Raw genomic sequence first — 15,882 nt, 5'->3', positions numbered from 1 at the left:
AAGGAGATTCAACTATGGAAGAAATTATCCTTAATCCGGTCCAGAAAGATGCATTACAAGAACTTGCAAATATCGGTGCAGGGCATGCATCAACCGTCTTATCGCAGATGATTAATCGATCAATTCATATGGGAATACCAAAGGTTGAAATCATTCCTTTGTCAAAAGTAAATGAATATGTTAAAGAGGAAAGCATTGTTGTCGGTGTTTTTCTCAAAATATCCGACGAAATACCGTCTTATGTACTTTTGTTAATACCTCGGCAAAGCGCGTTCGCATTGGCAAACATGCTTCTTGGACAGAAACCAGAAGAAAGCAAGGAAATCCTTTCTGAGATTGACCAATCCGCATTAAGCGAGGTCAGCAATATCATGATTTGTGCATTTTTCGACAGCATTTCGGAACTCTTAGGTATTACTGTGATACCAGGTCCGCCCAATTTAGCGTTCGATATACCTGATGCAGTGATCGATTATGTTCTGATCCAAATTGGAGCAATATCGAATCAAGTTGTTGTCTTCAATGTAGAACTCCAGGAAGAACAACAACACCATCTTAAAATTCATATGTTCCTCCTTCCTGAACCACAGGCAGTCAATACGTTATTAGAAAAACTAGGAGTTAAATAAAAAAAGGGAAAAATCATGCAAGAACTTACCATTAACGACGGCCAACGAGACGCTCTGCAAGAAGTAGCAAACATTGGCGCTTCTCACGCTGCAACAGCACTCTCCCGCATGGTTAACAAAAATATTAAAATTGGGATTCCTAAAGTTGAAGTGGTACCTCTTGAACAGATTATCAACTGCGTAAAAGATCAAGAGGTTGTTGTCGGAATCTATCTCAGAATATCAAATGAAATTCCGACGTACATTCTTCTGCTTATTTCAAAAGACAGTGCGTTTTCACTTGCGCGTATGCTCCTTGGTGAACATTCAGAAACTGTTGGCTCGCTCACCGATATGGATAAATCAGCGCTCTGTGAAGTTGGCAACGTAATGATGTGTGCTTTCTTCGACAGCATTACCGAATTAATTGGAATATCGATGATCCCAGGACCGCCGGCACTTGCCTATGATATGCCCTGCGCCATCATGGATTATCTCATTATACAGATGGGAGCTGTTGCAGATAAAGTCGTTACCTTTAGTTGCGACGTGAAAGAAGAAGGAAAAGAAAGTTTCGACATCAATCTTTTCCTAGTTCCTGAACCAAAATCAATATCAATCATCTTACAAAAACTTGGAATGAATTAAATAAACTGAGGAGAAAAATATGGCAAATATAGAACAACTCAACCCAAATCAACTTGACGCTTTACAAGAAACAGGAAATATTGGCTGTTCACATGCAGCCACAGCGGTCTCACAAATGATCGGAAAAAGTGTGAACATTTCCGTACCAAGCCTTCATATCAAGAAGGTATCAGAACTCAAAGATTCGCTGCATGAACTTTTTATCAAAGATGAAAAAGTCGTCGGTGTCTACCTTGAACTTACGAAAGAATTCCTCGGGAGCATCCTTTTTTTATTCCCTATGAAAAGTGCGTTAAATCTTGCTGATCTCCTCGTAGGACAGCAACCAGGAACCTCCCAACAACTTGATGACATGGGTAAATCAGCAATAACTGAAGTAGGAAATATCGTTGTCTCAGCATATACGAATGCTCTTGGTAAACTTCTTAACACAACTGTTTGGCTTTCACCACCAAAATTCGAATATGATATGCCCGGTGCAGTCATCGAAACAGTTTCAAAAAACCTTGGTCCAGAGACCAGTCATGCTTTGATTTTTGACATTAAGTTTACTGATGAAAGCAACCTTTTCACATCGATATTTATTCTTCTTCCCTCACCACAATCACTTGATGCGCTCCTCTCAAAATTAATACCCTGTGTTTCAAACCACTATGATGAACCAACAAAACAATATGTTGAATCACTCTCAAAGAATATGGGGTAACACTCAATGGATAATGTCATCGTCATAGGCATTGGAGAATATGTTGTTGTTGAAGGCGATACAAAAATATCAACGGTTGGCCTCGGCAGCTGCATCGGCACAGTAATCTATGACGATTTCAAAAAAATATCAGGGATGTCCCACATCATGCTTCCATCCATCGAAAACAGACAAGACAAAATCGGAAAATACGCAGATACTGCACTTCCAGCTCTGATTGAAGATATGCTTGCAAAAGGAGCACAACGACCACGACTTAAAGCAAAAATAGCAGGAGGCGCAAGCCTGTTTACCTTCACTGAAGATCATTTAAAAATCGGAGAACGAAACGCAGAGGCAGTTGAACGGATCTTAACCCAACAAAAAATACCAATCCTTTCTAAAGATGTTGGTGGTGACCGAGGAAGAACAATAATTTTCAATCCTGTTACCTGTGAATTAAAAATAAAGATGGTCAAAAAAGGACCAAATGAACCAGAAGAAAAAATCATCTGAGAGGTGAACAACGATGCTTGACAAACCCTTCGATCAGGAGTTCCAAGAACTTAAAGCAAACGTCAAACAACTTCTCGACTTCAACACCTTCCAATACAAGGACACCTATCTTGGCCGACGGTTTGACTCACGGCTCAGAGCACTGCACATTGATTCTTACCATGCGTACTGGGAGTTTTTAAAAAAAGATAAAGCAGAACAAGAAAAACTTCTCCAAGAACTCACCATTAACGTTACAGAATTTTTCAGAGATAACACCGTCTACGATGCCTTTAAAACAGATGTGATACCAACAATACTTGCAGAAAAAAAAGGAACAATACGCGTCTGGAGTGCAGGAAGTTCAGATGGAAAAGAAGCATATAGCATAGCAATGCTTTTTTCTGAGGTTCTCGGAGAACAAAACCTGAGAAATCGCGTTGAAATCCTTGGAACCGACATTGATCGAGATTGCCTTAATCATGCAACACAAGGGGTCTATCATTCACGTCCAGGTATCATTCAAACCGATATCGAAAAACAAATCCAATATCTCAAAAACTATCAAAAATATTTTACTATTACCGATACTGTTTATGAAATCAAACCAAGTTTAAAAAGTATTGTTAGATTTGAATACCATGATCTCATATCAGGACCAAAAAAACACAACATCGACATCATCTTCTGCAGAAATGTCGTCATTTATTTTACTCGAGAACTCCAAGAAGTACTCTACGATGATTTCTATAATACTTTAAATCCCGGAGGATTTTTTGTCATGGGGAAAACAGAGACCCTAGTTGGAAACAGCAGGGATAAATTCAAACCTTTCAATCTCCGTGAAAGAATCTTCCGAAAATAAATAACCACACTTTGAAATATAGTAAAAAATGGAAAAAAGAAGGTTGAAAAAATGACACATGAATGTATTGAAACCATGGTTGATACGCTCGTTGGTGATTCCTACGAATTGTACAAAACTATTTTTGAAAACTCAGCAGTAGCAATCACAGTAACTGATGCACAAGAACGACTCATCCATTGGAACCGCTATGCTGAAAAGCTCCTTGGACTAACAAAAGAAGAACTTTACCTAAAACCTATTCAAACGTTATACCCCCCAGAAGAATGGCAAAAAATCAGGTCACAAAACATCCGCCAAAAAGGCATGCAACATCATCTGGAAACAAAGATACTACGGAAAAATAACGAACCTCTCGATATTGCGTTATCCTTAAGTGTTCTTAAAAACAAAGAAGGAACAATTATTGGTTCTATCGGAATTATTAAAGACATCTCAGAACAAAAAAAAGCAGAAGCAAAAGTGGCCTTTGAGCATCATCTACTTCAATCTTTACTGGATAACATTCCTGATTCTATATATTTTAAAGATGAACACAAACGATTTATTCTTGTTAACAAAGCAAAAGCGGCGCATTCTCACGTAACGCCAGAAGAAATGATCGGAAAAACAGATTTTCACTTTTTACAACCGCTCGAAGCAGAAAAAGCATCGTATGATGACACACAGGTGATGTTAACTGGAGAACCTATCATCAATAAAATCGAACATATCAAACGAAGCGATGGATCAGAACATTGGATATCAGTAACAAAAATACCACGTTATAACGAACAACGACAAATCATCGGAACTATGGGGATCTCACGAGATATCACCGCACAGAAACAAGCAGAACAAAAACTTATCCTCGAACACAGTTTATTCCAATCACTGCTTGACAACATACCTGACTCTATTTACTTTAAAGATGAAAATAACAGATTCATCCTGGTCAACAAGGCAAAAGCAGAACATTCCCAAGTTAAACCTGAGGAAATGATTGGTAAAACAGATTTTGATTTTTTAGCAGAACATCAAGCACGAAAAGCCTTTGAAGATGATCAAAAAATTTTACAAACTGGTCAGCCGATTATTGCAGAGACAGAAAAAATCGTTGGAAAAGATGGGTCTGAACGATGGGTTTCTGTAACTAAAATTCCACGATATTCTCCGGACGGCAAAATCATTGGAACGATGGGTATCTCTCGTGATATCACTAAACAAATAAAAGGAAACAAAGAAACCGAGAAATATAAAAAAGTAGCAATCGGCCAGAACCTAAGAATGATAGAACTCCGAGACAAAGTCAAGGAACTTATCTCAGAATTGGAAAAAGAACAATAATTATTTTTCAGAGTAGAACTCCCCTTTCTCTCCTTTATTTTTTAAAAAAGATATGAGTGCAGGGGTTGAGATTTGAACTCAAGAACCACTAAGGACAAGACCCTCAATCTTGCGCCGTTGACCAAGCTTGGCTACCCCTGCAAGAGCTGTCTATTTTACCATGTTCTTGTTTTTTCCAGTAAATAAGACATCCTATTTATCCTTTCGGGTGCTAATAGGCCCATAGTCATATTTCGTTCAGATCTATACCGCAAATAGCACTTAATTCGTCATGTAACTGTCGTAATCGTTGGGCGTGCTTTTTTTGCCCTTTATCGAGAGCTTTTTGGATTTCATCCTCGATACATTGCTGATGGTCGCCATGGGTTAGATTATCTGCATGAGCGACGATTTTTTCTTCTAGCGAGATCGGGAGGAAATCTTTATTTGGTAGGCCTAAACATCGAGCCTCATCTTTTGGAATTCCTGCCCCTATATGACGTTCAATGATACGGATGATCGTTGTCGGTAAACCTTTCTTTCTTGCGATTTTCGCTCCTTCAATAGCATGCTGTATACCCTGTGTTTTTGCTCTTCCAATGTCGTGGAGTAAAGCTCCTGCTTCGACAAGAGCAACATCAGCACCAGCACGTATCGCTATGCGTTTTGCAATATCCCGAACTGCGCAGCAATGCATAATAATGTCATCTGAGCATCCACATTCTTTCAGCAGTTGAATGCATTTTTCTTGATTTGGCGTTTCTTTCATGAAGGCATCCTACTCAATTTTTTTCTTTTTATCAATGACTTTTTTTCCTTTCGCCATGGGAACAACTTCAAGAACACCATTAAATTTTTTATCGATCCACGTTTGGTTGGTCAGCCGATCAAGAAAAATTGCTAAGGCAGCTACCTCAGAGTGTGGTTGATTTCCAATTGAGACATTAAAGTCAGCTACTTCAAAATAGTATGGTGCCACTTTTTCAGCTCCGACAATAATCAAAATATCTTTCTTTTTATCAATTTTTTCAAGAACCGTATCGAATCGTTCCCCATACATTGTTAAGTGGATAATGATTCCTTTCCAACTCTTGATTAGGGATGTTGGATTGACTCCGGTTCGGATAAGAAATTTTCCTCCGAATCTACGACTTATTGAATCAATTGTTTTTTTAATTTTTTCATCCTTTGTTGAAATAAGGATAGAATCTGCACCAAATGCACGGGCAGCTAATGCAACATGCGTTGTTATCCGTTTATCTCGATTTAATCTGTGACCAATTCGTAAAACAGTAATCGAGATAATATCACCTTTCCATGTATTGAACTATTGTCAACAAACATCTATGCACAGTTATATTTTTCTTTTTTTTGCAAGTACTCGATCAACTTTCTCTTCGATATCAGCAATATATGATGATGTTTTTGTATCCTGGGTTTGTATCGTATCAATTTTTTTTTCAATTGTTGAGGTATTTTCCCACGTATCTCGGTGGATTGTTTTAGCTGGATTTTGGAGTATTTGTTTTTTTTCCTTTTCATCTTTTGAATATAAAATTTCTTCATATTGCTTGATAGGTTTCTCATTCTGTTTCTCTTCGGATTCTTCGCAACAATCTTCATGGTCCTGTAATGCATGTTCGGTTTCACGCATATAATTTTCGATCTCTTTTCTCTTAATATCTTCCCGTATTCGACTCCTGTGAAATATATTCCAGTTGGCCACTTTGAGTCCTCCTAAAAATACCTGAGCAGGTGAACATACTGTTTGTTGATAAATTTTTCTTAAAAATTCATTTTTTGATTTTAGCTAAACGAAAAACATTTATCTCACCATGTTCATTTCTCCCACTCTACCTTGCTTAGGGTTTTCAGGGCTTATGGTCTAGCGGTTATGACGTCGCTCTCACACAGCGGAGGTCGCCGGTTCGAATCCGGCTAAGCCCACTTGTCACGTTCACCATTTTTGGAAAAAAAGAACCGATTAATTTATTAATATGAAATTGCATTCATTTATTTAAGTTGATGGGATGCAGGATAGAGATGATAGCACGGTATCTTCTGATGTTTTAAAGCCTCTTGTTATTCGAGCGCTCAGAAGAAGTAGTGTTCGAAAAAAAATAGCAGAATATCTCTTCGATATTAGCCCGAGTGGAAGTTATACCTCAGAAATTGCCTATAATGTAAAAACTACGCCAACTAATGTTCTCGGGGCTATTCGAGGTATGAATTCACGATACCGTGATGATGAATCGTTGATCAGTCTTCGTATTGTTGAGCAAATACAAGGTGGAAAACACAACGATATTAAGCTCTATCGGCTTACTGATTTTGGAAAAGAAATCATTGAAAACATTCGTGATACTCGGAAAAGGTTCTAAATATACAATTATTTTTTTTAAATAAAAATGTTCCTATTTTTTTCATACATTGTGGTAACTTGTGTCTCTTCAACTTGTTTGATGTCTCCGTTTTCAAATTTTACTACAAGCCACCGACTTGGATGCGGGTACGTGTTAATTACAAGTGCTTTTTGTTCAGGGAAGTCAGGATTCTCTCTATCTTTAACAAAGACTTCTATACCACGTTTAATTCCGCGATCTTGGAGCATCGTATCATCATCTCCAAATTTATGCAAACGAGCAACAAGAAATAATCAAAATGATATAAAAATTTATTTGGTTTGATTCTTAGTTTATTCAAAAAATAATATTTTTTATTCGCATTCGTTCATTGAAGCTATTGTTTTTTAGTTTCATTCCAATGCAATTATATAGATAATATAACATTCTGGTAACCAAGAGGCGTGGTGAACCATGAAATCAACGCATAGACTTTCACTTTTTGCGCTACTAATGATGATGATAGTACTGTACATGCCGTTGTGTAGTGCTGAAGAGCAGCCCTACTCACTTTCAATTGTAGATAAAAAATATACTATCATGAAAGTAACTGAACATCCTAAGGGAGATGTCGTGTATTTCAATATTAGTATCACACTTAAAAACTCAGGAAGCAGGGTATCAGATAATATCACAGTTCAAATTGAAGATGAGACAGGAATCATCATTAAACGAAATGGGACAATTTCTCCAGGAGAAATAAAGATATATTATTTTAATGAATATCCATTGATTGGTATGCAGCAACATATATTGAAGATATCCTACTACCCAACGATCGATCGAATAAAAAGAACGTCATATAACTCTGGACAAGATGAATTTATTCTTTTGCCAGCTAAAGATCAGTCATCAACACCAGGATTTGAAGGTATTTTTTTCATATCATCTTTACTAACAATATTTTTATACTACCTGTATAAAAATAAAACACATAAATAATAAGAAGTTAGTAAGTAAATATTTTTTTTCTTTAACCATCGTTTTTTTGTGTTAATTGACTGTTAGTACTACATGGTCTATTCTTTCAACGCCAGGTCCTTCATATGAGATTGTATTTGCAGGGGTAACAGCTCGTTCCGTGTAATTCTCTAACAGATAAATGTTCTTTGGTCCAACGGTTGCAATTAAGGTATTGTCACGATCATAAAACGATGCGTTGACTTTCACACGGATATCTCGCCCAGCAATATTATGGAAAAGATAACGAACCTCGACTCGCATTATCTCATCAAATCTGTTTTTAACAGTGTCTAAAGAAGCGTTTTTTAACTCAACGACATTTGACACTAATCTTACCCCTTTAAACGTCTTCACGCCACTTGGTTCTTCTTGGCATCCTGCTAAAAAAACACTTAGGATGATGACAAAAATAAGGATACTTAGTAGTTTTTTCTTCATTCTTTAACCCTCCTGAGATAGTTGAAATTCTACTATCTGTATATAAAATCATCATAAATACATTTCTAAAATATAAATTTCAACCTCTTAGCCTGTTGAAAAATTAATTGAACCCTCCTAACCTTTCATTTTGTTTGGGTTGCACAAAATGAAAAATCATAGGAGGGTTAATCTCAGAAAGATAATAGCCAATATTAATCTTTCAGAAGCAGAAAACATACTCAAAACCAACTACAAATATCAACCAGGAAAACCAGGACGACCAACCCCTATCACCAACAGGAATGTTCCTCTCATTTATCCTAATGTTCCTACGGATGGAATCATACCGCGACTACCAAGCCTTTCTAGAAAAAGACCAATTCTGGAGACGACAACTACACTTCAAACAACCTCCAGATATTGGAAGTTTCACCAACTTCCTCAAACGAATCGGCATCAGTACCTTTAAACAACTCTTCACCCATATTGTCCAACAACTGCTAGACCAAGGATTCCTCAACCTCCACATGATTGCACAGGATGGATCTATTCTCCAAGCAAACCCAGGATGATCCCAATGCAAAATGGGGATGGGACCATATCGAAGAACAAAGCGTCTTCGGATACAAAATACATGTGGCTGTAGATGTAAAAACAGAACTTCCAGTTGCTATCACTTTCACCGGTGCCAACACCCATGATTCAACCCCGTTTAAACCAGTCTATACCAAGGTGAAATCATACAAAACTGAACATCCAACACAATATTTTCTCGGAGATAAAGCCTTCGATTCATCTTCCGTTAGACAGATCCTGCTCAAAGACAAAGTTACACCCATCATTAAGGCTGCACGAACGAAAATCAAACCACAATATCCACCAGAATTTAAAAAAACCTACAAGAAAAGAACCGCAGTAGAACGGTTCTTCTCCAGACTTAAAGACTTCCTTAATCTTAAGAAACTCCATATCTATGGGATGGAAACACTTCAACTTTACACTTATCTCATCTTCGTAGGAATGCTTCTTAGTGGGTACATGAACAACCAATTAGGGCATTCACCAAGAAGCATCAAAACATTCCTACGATTATACACATAAGGAACAAAGGGTAATTTCTTATCCCGAAATTACTTCCTCCTAGAAAACCCCAGATCATCACTCATGAAAAAGAACAGAAAAATCACTATTTCTCCAACGAAAGGCAGATTACTTTGATTTAATTTTCATTCAAAATACACTGCATTCTTCCAATCACTCTTCAAATTGTATTAACACAAGAATTTTTCAACAGCCTACTTTTTATAAGAAGTGTAAAAGAAAAGATTAAAGAATGAGAACTAGTTACCAACTCGAATTATAGCGCGCGGAGTAGTATGACCGGTTTTCCTCTATGTGAGGATTTCCAAACCCGCCACGATTTAAAATGGAATATCGAAGAAGGTTACAATCTGAGAGGTTATGTATCTATGAACATCCAAGAACTTATACCACTTAAGAATTTCAATTGGAAAACAATTCTGTCATTACTTTTCCTTGTTGCTGGCTTTCTCTTTTGGGTATCTTGGGGGATCACCTATGGAGTCTGGGTTGACATCGGCATCTATTCAGTCGTTGTTCTCTTCGTCCTCGGTGGTCTTGCCGGAATCTTTTTAAGTTTACGAGAACCAAAACAGGAATAACCATCTTTTTTCCGCTTTTTTCACCAAAAAATGCCAGAAGATTTATATAGAACAAAGCATACTTGGTTTTTTGATGGATAAGGAAGAAATATTAAAAAAATACTCAGGAGAATGGATTATTCTGTTCAATGATGAAATCGTTGACCATAGTTACAACCTTGAAGAGGTTCTTAGAATTGCAGAAGAAAAATACCCTCATGATAAATTCCCTGATGATACCATAAAAATATCAAAAGTATTATCTGGCAATATCCATTTACGTTAAATCCTATGCCTGAGACACAATACATCTTCGAATACCACGACTACCCACTTATACCAATAAAATTTTTTTCAAAAACACGAGAAACTCCAATTATTGAAGCATTACTTGATTCTGGTGGTGATTTCATTGTGATACCAAACGCAATCGCACGGTATCTTGGTCTTGAACTGCTCCAAGCAAGCTGTGTTGATACTGCAGGTGGGGAAACAACTCTCTGTAAGTCATATGTCAAAATGGTGATCCACGGAAAACGAAATAAATTCACCTACGACGACCTCGAAATTCATGTTTCAGATCGAAATGACATCCCTGTTCTTCTCGGACGAAAACCGATATTCGAAGATCATGAAATTATTTTTAAGAAATACGAAAACAAACTTATCCTACAACCAATCAAACAACAGCCCAACATATAAAAAAACATTTTTTATAACACTTCTAGTATCGAACAACTAACGATTATAAAAACTATCGTCGATTTACTTTCTTCAAGTGGGAAGAGTCATGACCAATAAATCAATACAGTATGTTGATAATCCTCTCCAACAACCAATCTACATTGGTTCGCTATGTATACCGAATCGACTCGTAAGATCTGCAACTCATGAAAACATGGCAGATGCAGGGGGGATTGTCACTCCTGAATACCAGAAACTATATGAAAAACTCAGTCAAGGAGGAACCGGGTTACTCATCACCGGGCATTTTTATGTCGATAAACATGGTCGAACAATCCAAGGAATGGCAGGAGCTGATGATGATCAACAAATACCACCGTTACGTTCGGTCACTGAATATGTTCATCAACAAAAAAAATGTATCATCGCTCAACTCAATCATGCAGGGCTGAAAGCTTCACCAGAAATTGGTTTTCAGAAACGTATTATCGCTCCTTCAAAAACATATAAAGCCCATGCGTTAACTTCAGCTGAAATTGATTCAATTGTTGAGGCATTTGGAAAAAGTGCACGGCGATTATATTCTGCAGGTTTTGACGGCATCCAACTCCATGCAGCGCATACATTTCTCATTGCTCAATTCCTCTCAAAACGTATCAACCACAGACGTGACGGGTATGGTGGTTCACTACGCAATCGGCAACGATTTCTCCTCGAAGTGTTCAGTTGCGTTCGTCATCATCTTCCAGCATCAGTACCGATCATCGTCAAACTTGACACCCGTGCAGCCTCCTATGCTAGTATACCCCCGTTGATTCCATTAATATCTTTTTCTGAGGCGCTTGACACCGCAAAACAACTTGAACGACAAGGATGTGATGCCCTTGAACTTTCCTGTGGCTTTTTTGCTACCCGCGGTGCAATCTCCTACAAAACTTCCTTCTATGCATACTACATGCGTCAACAAAAACCATTTCATGCGAAAGCTTCCGCAGCACTTCTCACCCCTGTTGATCTCATCATGAATCATACCCAATGGTTTAAACCACATCATAATCTCAAACATATCTCGATCTTTAAACAACAGGTATCAATACCAATTCTTGCAGGAAGCTGTTTTCGCGACCCCTCAGTCATGAAACAAGTTATCAACAACAACCAGGCTGATATGATTTGTTTTTCACGACCATTGATCCATAATCCACGGTTTTCCCAGGAGATTCTCCAGGGGTCGACACAACCTTCAGGATGTCTGAATTGTAATCTCTGTCTGTCAATGCTTCCAAGCGGCAGACCGCTTCGCTGTTATTATGGAGAACCACCAAAAAAATCAGAATTTATATCACGCATGTAACAATTGATAGGCTGTTCCTCAGACAGATTTATACATTCTGCAAGAATATCTCCTTCAACCATGAAACTGTGTAAGAACTGTATGTTTCCATCAATTCATCCGCTCGCAATGATGGACGGTGAAAAACTGTGTAGTTACTGTCGAAATGAACGCCACTTTGGTGTTCTTGCTGACCCTGTTGTTTTGGAGAAATACAACCAAAAACACATTGATGATCTCTTAGAGCAACTCAACCTTACACTTTCCGAAATTCCAACAAGAACTACCAAAAAAGTAATAACATAGTTTTTTCAATTCAAAAGATACAATACAGTATGTATTTAACCATCGTTGGTATTATGAAGAATACATTTTTCACAAACGTACACCAAAAGGTTTGAATCTTCATGATAGATACAACGCATGAAAAAAACGTCCGAGAATTTTATACTCGTTGGACATCACATCTTCTTCCATTTTGGGATGTAGATGAGACACTCTGTTTGCACCATGGTTTTTTCGAACCAGGAATTCATTCGTTCAAAGATGCTGTTCTCAATATGAATCGATTCGTCGGCAGTCTGCTTGGTTTAAATGAACAAAAACCAATGAAGATTCTTGATGCAGGATGCGGTCTTGGCGGAGTATCAATTTTTTTCGCAGAACACTTTCCACAATCCTCATTCATCGGTATTACACTAGCTGATGAACATGTGAAATTAGCTCAATTTTTTTCACGTCAACGAGGGTTATCAAACGTTGACTTTCAAACAAAAAATTTCCTTGAAACTGAATTTCCTGGCTGTTATTTCGATGCGATTTTTGCTGTTGAATCTGCGTCATATGCAACTAATTTCATGGATTTTATACTAGAGATGTACAGAATCTTAAAACCAGGTGGTCGACTTGTAGTCATTGATGGATTTTTACGTTGTATACCAACTACTGATTTTTTAAAAAAAACATATATGCATTTTTCACAGGGGTTGGGAGGTCTCCAATTTTCACTACTTCATGAATTTTGTCAGGACCTACAAAATACAGGTTTTTCAGCAATAGAAGTTCAAAATATATCAAGAAACGTTCGACCATCGTTTTTTGCTCATGCAGTTGTTGGTTTTCCGTTTTATATTATTGATTCACTTAAGAAAATACATCATCAAAACAACAAACAATCTCAGATTCCTTCAACTTCTGCAATTCGGAGCACGAGCATCTACGGGGCAGTCGTCGTATTAAAAGGATTTTTGGGATACTATGCAGTAACTGCGATTAAACCAGAGTAGAAACTTTGCTTTAACAAATCTTCTTTTCATAGACTCTGAATATTTTATACAATTGCGCCCCTATCTTCTCAATTGCTTTCCTTGATGCAATATTTTCTTCATCAATCCATCCACATTCAGCACCAGTATACCCTCGTCGTTGCATTTCAAGCATAGTATAATAATTCATAAATGTTCCAATGCCTTTAATTCGATATTCTTTTTTGATCCCAACAAAATTAAATTTTCCTTCAGTAATCTTTCTTTTCATTAAAAAAAACTGAACGATTTGGATTGGACCAAGTTTACCTTTGAATTTTTTAAATATCTGATTATAGTTCGGTGTTGACCATTTAAAACTAATTGGTTTTCCATCAATTTCAGCGATGAGAAACAATTTTGAATCAACAAACCATCGTGCCTGTTTCACCCCAAAACGGGTTCGAACTTCTTGTTCTGGTACATTAACATATCCCCAATGTTGGGAAAATTGTTCCATCATCAATGGTATCCACCAGTTGAGCTCTCGACCTGCATGCAGACGATTAAATCCACGAATTGTTACATTGTTCTTTTCGACCTGCTCCGCAACTTCTTTAACTGAGGGTGGTATTGGTTTTGTGAGGTCCAAATAATACGAGACTAAATCACGACATTTCTGCATACCATACCGATCGGCAAAATCGATGTAATACGGTGGCGAATACGATCCAAGAATAAACGGTGATTGATTAAATCCTTGATATAAAAAACCACAGCCTACATCAATACGCCCGTTGATGGGCCCTCGCATATGTGTTACCCCATGGGATTTCAACCAGTGTTCAGCTGCTGTAAAAAGACTTTCAGCAACTCTATAGTCATTGATACATTCAAAGAAACCAAAATAACCAACTTTTTTGTTTTCTTCTTGATATAGTTCATCAATGATTGCTGCTATTCGACCAACTGGTTCTCCCTTTTCATATGCAATAAAAAGTTGTGTTTTTGCATGCGTCCAAAAAGGATTTTTAGTTTTAAAAAAACTTTTAAGTTCACTCCAGAATGGTGCAACCCAATACTGATCATCCTTATAGATATTGAAAACCAGAGTATAAAAATTTTTAAATTGTTTGTAACCAGCGACCGGTATTACTTTCATATCAGACACTGCTGCATCATTTTTTTGCATGGATGTCCTTTGAAAAATGTATTTCTTATCCATAACCACCGATGATAAATCCGTATCTCTCAGCTCAATAATAGTGTATTGGTTTTTTATATGTCGTTAGTATACAAAATACTGTTTTTTCCCTCTTTTTTACAATAGCGAAACCTATTAACTGCGGCTGGGAGTACCGCGTGATCTGAAACGAAGTGTAAGACCCGCGGGTGAAAAGCCGCATCTCTTTTTAGCAGATCCACATTTTCTTCTTCTGTCGCACGCGGCAGGCATCCGCCTGCCCTCTAAAGGTGCGACAGGAGACATAGAAAATATGGAAAATGTAAGTAGTGGATGCTATAAAAAGCTGGCGCATGACACACGAAACAACTGGGTGACCATGATGTTCGTCACAAAAAACCGGTACAATTGCTTCAGAAAGCAATCCCACATCGACACCTGTACTCAAACGTTCCGAGATTTTGAACGACTCGGGTTTGAATTCCGTGACTTCGGCTTTGGCGGAAGTCACGTCCATTTCCCAGTCAACGTACCGAAAAAGTACTCCCTACAAACCGCCGAGACTATGCTTAAATCCTACAGCAGCAGGAAGATGTTTGAGGCGTACCCTGGATTCCGTAAGCGTTACCCACGTGGCAGCTTCTGGAGCGGCTACGAACACCACGATTCCACGGGACTGATCGATTTGGAAAAGTCGATTAACTATTGTCGGAGTCAACAACAGCGACATGGGGTACACATCTTTGATGATCGGCAGCAAAAGTTACCAGGGTTCGCCGCCGAGTGAGATACGGCAACGCCCGAAGGGCTTGCCGAGGAACGAAGGCGGAACGGGGGTTATAGGGGGCGCAGCCCCTCTATTTCACGACCCACTATTGTATGAAGAATGGACTGATACAACATTAGGAATGCCTGGGATACAACAGATGTATACTGATCTTTCAGGTAGTATCACAAACAGGATAAAAACCATTGGATTATACAAATATCTAGCATCAATGAGTTTTCTAACTGCTGCAGAACGTTTAAACAACCTATTACAATATATTCTTCCTGCAAATAGTAATTTCTCAACGTTTCCTGATTTTGTCAACAAGTTCAAACAAATCGCATTAGAAAAACAAACAATAACTATCTATCTACAAACCATGCAATCAACATGGAATGATTCAGCAATAACAAAAATATGTCAAAAAGATACAAAACTACTCTACTCTGAATATAAAAACTTGTCTAAACTTGCGGCTACATCCCGAAATGAATCTAAATTCAGCATAACGTCTCATTTTGCTGTGAGAATCACGCACAGCAAACAGAAAAAATCATAATTCAACAAGCTTTTTTACAGATTTTTTCAACAAAACCATCGTGTTCTTTAAAAATAAT

The 15,882-nt window shown here is 37.8% G+C and carries 24 protein-coding genes and 2 tRNA genes; 19 read left to right on the top strand and 7 right to left on the bottom strand.

The annotated features are described in order from the left end of the window. Positions 1–14 precede the first annotated feature (14 nt). From QXL17_02180 to QXL17_02155, 6 genes are read left to right on the top strand one after another with little or no spacing between them, the layout of a single operon-like run. On the top strand, positions 15–629 hold the full coding sequence (locus QXL17_02180) for a chemotaxis protein CheC (GenBank protein ID MEM4257942.1): 615 nt from the start codon (positions 15–17) through the stop codon (positions 627–629). Positions 630–644: 15 nt separating this feature from the next. Beyond that, positions 645–1,256: a chemotaxis protein CheC gene (locus QXL17_02175; protein ID MEM4257941.1), complete on the top strand. Its 612-nt coding sequence runs from the start codon at positions 645–647 to the stop codon at positions 1,254–1,256. A gap of 19 nt (positions 1,257–1,275) precedes the next feature. After that, positions 1,276–1,962, top strand: a complete 687-nt coding sequence (locus QXL17_02170; protein MEM4257940.1) for a chemotaxis protein CheC — start codon at positions 1,276–1,278, stop codon at positions 1,960–1,962. Between the two features lie 6 nt (positions 1,963–1,968). Further along, entirely contained in the window at positions 1,969–2,457 is a 489-nt protein-coding gene (locus QXL17_02165; GenBank protein MEM4257939.1) for a chemotaxis protein CheD, read from the top strand. Between the two features lie 13 nt (positions 2,458–2,470). Beyond that, positions 2,471–3,301 carry a protein-glutamate O-methyltransferase CheR gene (locus QXL17_02160; protein MEM4257938.1) on the top strand — a complete coding sequence of 277 codons (831 nt, stop codon included), beginning with the start codon at positions 2,471–2,473 and terminating at the stop codon, positions 3,299–3,301. 51 nt (positions 3,302–3,352) lie between these two features. After that, entirely contained in the window at positions 3,353–4,627 is a 1,275-nt protein-coding gene (locus QXL17_02155) for a PAS domain-containing protein (GenBank protein MEM4257937.1), read from the top strand. 57 nt (positions 4,628–4,684) lie between these two features. Here QXL17_02155 and QXL17_02150 read toward each other — a convergent pair. The 4 genes from QXL17_02150 to QXL17_02135 form a co-directional block, all read right to left on the bottom strand. After that, positions 4,685–4,768, bottom strand: a tRNA-Leu gene (locus QXL17_02150). Positions 4,769–4,853: 85 nt separating this feature from the next. Then, entirely contained in the window at positions 4,854–5,375 is a 522-nt protein-coding gene (locus QXL17_02145) for an HDIG domain-containing protein (protein ID MEM4257936.1), read from the bottom strand. A 9-nt stretch (positions 5,376–5,384) separates the two neighbouring features. Next, a complete protein-coding gene (locus QXL17_02140; protein ID MEM4257935.1) occupies positions 5,385–5,903 on the bottom strand; it encodes a tRNA (cytidine(56)-2'-O)-methyltransferase in 519 nt (172 codons plus the stop codon). 57 nt (positions 5,904–5,960) lie between these two features. Continuing rightward, positions 5,961–6,260, bottom strand: a complete 300-nt coding sequence (locus tag QXL17_02135) for a hypothetical protein (protein MEM4257934.1) — start codon at positions 6,258–6,260, stop codon at positions 5,961–5,963. Between the two features lie 220 nt (positions 6,261–6,480). Between QXL17_02135 and QXL17_02130 the strand changes: the two genes are divergently transcribed. Then, positions 6,481–6,553, top strand: a tRNA-Val gene (locus QXL17_02130). An 83-nt stretch (positions 6,554–6,636) separates the two neighbouring features. Then, positions 6,637–6,987, top strand: a complete 351-nt coding sequence (locus QXL17_02125; protein MEM4257933.1) for an archaellum operon transcriptional activator EarA family protein — start codon at positions 6,637–6,639, stop codon at positions 6,985–6,987. A gap of 17 nt (positions 6,988–7,004) precedes the next feature. Here QXL17_02125 and QXL17_02120 read toward each other — a convergent pair whose 3' ends face one another. Beyond that, positions 7,005–7,217 carry a hypothetical protein gene (locus QXL17_02120; GenBank protein MEM4257932.1) on the bottom strand — a complete coding sequence of 71 codons (213 nt, stop codon included), beginning with the start codon at positions 7,215–7,217 and terminating at the stop codon, positions 7,005–7,007. A gap of 205 nt (positions 7,218–7,422) precedes the next feature. Here QXL17_02120 and QXL17_02115 point away from each other — a divergent pair, with 205 nt between their 5' ends. Next, on the top strand, positions 7,423–7,950 hold the full coding sequence (locus tag QXL17_02115; protein ID MEM4257931.1) for a hypothetical protein: 528 nt from the start codon (positions 7,423–7,425) through the stop codon (positions 7,948–7,950). Between the two features lie 51 nt (positions 7,951–8,001). Here the strand turns inward: QXL17_02115 and QXL17_02110 are convergent, their stop codons facing one another. Further along, positions 8,002–8,409 carry a hypothetical protein gene (locus tag QXL17_02110; protein MEM4257930.1) on the bottom strand — a complete coding sequence of 136 codons (408 nt, stop codon included), beginning with the start codon at positions 8,407–8,409 and terminating at the stop codon, positions 8,002–8,004. 191 nt (positions 8,410–8,600) lie between these two features. Between QXL17_02110 and QXL17_02105 the strand changes: the two genes are divergently transcribed. The 8 genes from QXL17_02105 to QXL17_02070 all read left to right on the top strand — a co-directional run bounded on the left by QXL17_02105 (position 8,601) and on the right by QXL17_02070 (position 13,355). Continuing rightward, entirely contained in the window at positions 8,601–8,963 is a 363-nt protein-coding gene (locus QXL17_02105) for a transposase (protein ID MEM4257929.1), read from the top strand. Further along, positions 8,932–9,492 carry a transposase gene (locus QXL17_02100; GenBank protein ID MEM4257928.1) on the top strand — a complete coding sequence of 187 codons (561 nt, stop codon included), beginning with the start codon at positions 8,932–8,934 and terminating at the stop codon, positions 9,490–9,492. The genes QXL17_02105 and QXL17_02100 overlap by 32 nt, the downstream gene beginning before the upstream one ends. 368 nt (positions 9,493–9,860) lie before the next feature. Beyond that, on the top strand, positions 9,861–10,073 hold the full coding sequence (locus QXL17_02095; protein ID MEM4257927.1) for a hypothetical protein: 213 nt from the start codon (positions 9,861–9,863) through the stop codon (positions 10,071–10,073). Positions 10,074–10,146: 73 nt separating this feature from the next. Continuing rightward, complete coding sequence (locus QXL17_02090; protein ID MEM4257926.1) at positions 10,147–10,338, top strand: DUF5678 domain-containing protein; 192 nt, start codon at positions 10,147–10,149, stop codon at positions 10,336–10,338. Positions 10,339–10,343: 5 nt separating this feature from the next. Beyond that, positions 10,344–10,754, top strand: coding sequence for an aspartyl protease (locus QXL17_02085; protein ID MEM4257925.1), 411 nt, complete (start codon positions 10,344–10,346; stop codon positions 10,752–10,754). 88 nt (positions 10,755–10,842) lie between these two features. Continuing rightward, positions 10,843–12,090 carry an NADH:flavin oxidoreductase gene (locus QXL17_02080; GenBank protein MEM4257924.1) on the top strand — a complete coding sequence of 416 codons (1,248 nt, stop codon included), beginning with the start codon at positions 10,843–10,845 and terminating at the stop codon, positions 12,088–12,090. Positions 12,091–12,171: 81 nt separating this feature from the next. Beyond that, entirely contained in the window at positions 12,172–12,375 is a 204-nt protein-coding gene (locus tag QXL17_02075; protein MEM4257923.1) for a hypothetical protein, read from the top strand. Positions 12,376–12,476: 101 nt separating this feature from the next. After that, entirely contained in the window at positions 12,477–13,355 is an 879-nt protein-coding gene (locus tag QXL17_02070) for a methyltransferase domain-containing protein (protein MEM4257922.1), read from the top strand. A 10-nt stretch (positions 13,356–13,365) separates the two neighbouring features. On the opposite strand, the gene QXL17_02065 is transcribed toward QXL17_02070, so the two are convergent. Next, entirely contained in the window at positions 13,366–14,505 is a 1,140-nt protein-coding gene (locus tag QXL17_02065; protein ID MEM4257921.1) for a GNAT family N-acetyltransferase, read from the bottom strand. A 304-nt stretch (positions 14,506–14,809) separates the two neighbouring features. On the opposite strand from QXL17_02065, the gene QXL17_02060 reads away from it, so the two are divergent. Both QXL17_02060 and QXL17_02055 read left to right on the top strand, forming a co-directional pair. Next, on the top strand, positions 14,810–15,283 hold the full coding sequence (locus QXL17_02060) for a transposase (protein ID MEM4257920.1): 474 nt from the start codon (positions 14,810–14,812) through the stop codon (positions 15,281–15,283). Beyond that, positions 15,240–15,824 (top strand): hypothetical protein, encoded by a 585-nt coding sequence (locus tag QXL17_02055; GenBank protein MEM4257919.1) that lies wholly within the window; start codon positions 15,240–15,242, stop codon positions 15,822–15,824. Before QXL17_02060 ends, QXL17_02055 begins: the two co-directional genes overlap by 44 nt. Positions 15,825–15,882: the final 58 nt, after the last annotated feature.

Source organism: Candidatus Thermoplasmatota archaeon, assembly GCA_038884455.1.
In the GTDB taxonomy this organism is placed as follows: Archaea; Thermoplasmatota; E2; order DHVEG-1; family DHVEG-1; genus JAWABU01.
Note: the sequence above shows the minus strand (reverse complement) of the source record. Positions and strands in the feature narration are given on the sequence as shown.